The sequence below is a fragment of the Nocardia barduliensis genome, assembly GCF_013315795.1.
In the GTDB taxonomy this organism is placed as follows: Bacteria; Actinomycetota; Actinomycetes; order Mycobacteriales; family Mycobacteriaceae; genus Nocardia; species Nocardia barduliensis.
This window is the reverse complement of sequence record NZ_JABLTE010000287.1, coordinates 1-625: the sequence shown is the minus strand read 5'-3', so window position 1 is coordinate 625 and position 625 is coordinate 1. Positions and strand designations below refer to the sequence as shown.

The 625-nt window shown below is 67.8% G+C and carries 1 protein-coding gene; it reads right to left on the bottom strand.

Features of this window, described 5'->3' with window-relative positions:
* Positions 1–133: 133 nt before the first annotated feature.
* On the bottom strand, positions 134–445 hold the full coding sequence (locus tag HOV91_RS39240) for a hypothetical protein (RefSeq protein ID WP_043735709.1): 312 nt from the start codon (positions 443–445) through the stop codon (positions 134–136).
* Positions 446–625 lie beyond the last annotated feature (180 nt).

Genomic DNA, 625 nt, shown 5'->3' with positions numbered 1-625 from the left:
GTGGTGGGCGTGTCGGTGTCGGTGGGCATCGAGATGGGCTCCTATCGTGAAAGAGGCAGGGACCGGCCAGCTTTGGACTGGCTGGTCCCTGCCTCATGGGACGGGACTTCGATGGATGGGGCGAAAGCGGGGGCTAAGCGCCCGCGGGCCTGGTGAGGTTCGGGGGGTCGCCATCGATGACGATGTCGAGGTCGTCGCGGGCGATGGCGATCTCGGCATCGATGCCGCCGTGTTTGTGGTGCACGTCGCGGTAGCAGGCGCGGCACACGACCCCGGAGATCGAATCGGCGCTGCCCTTGCCGCTGGCGTGACAGCACGGTGTCAGCACCGCCGTGTGGTGAGTGGCGAATCTGATGACGACACAGCCTTCGGCGTCGAGGCCGAGGATGTCCTCGACAGCGTCGAAACCCGCGGGCAGTCGCAGCTCTCGCTTCTTCTTCGTCATGGGCAGATGTCCTTCCAGGGTTCGGAGGGGGTTCTGTCGGCGCGAAGCAACACGAGGTCGCGGTCGCCGCGCGATGTCGGTGACCGCGTGGCCGGTGGCGAGATCGGGGGACACCGCAACGGCCAGCGGTCCCGGGCCTGCGGATGTTGCTTCCGACCGCGTGCGGGCGGTCGGGACAGG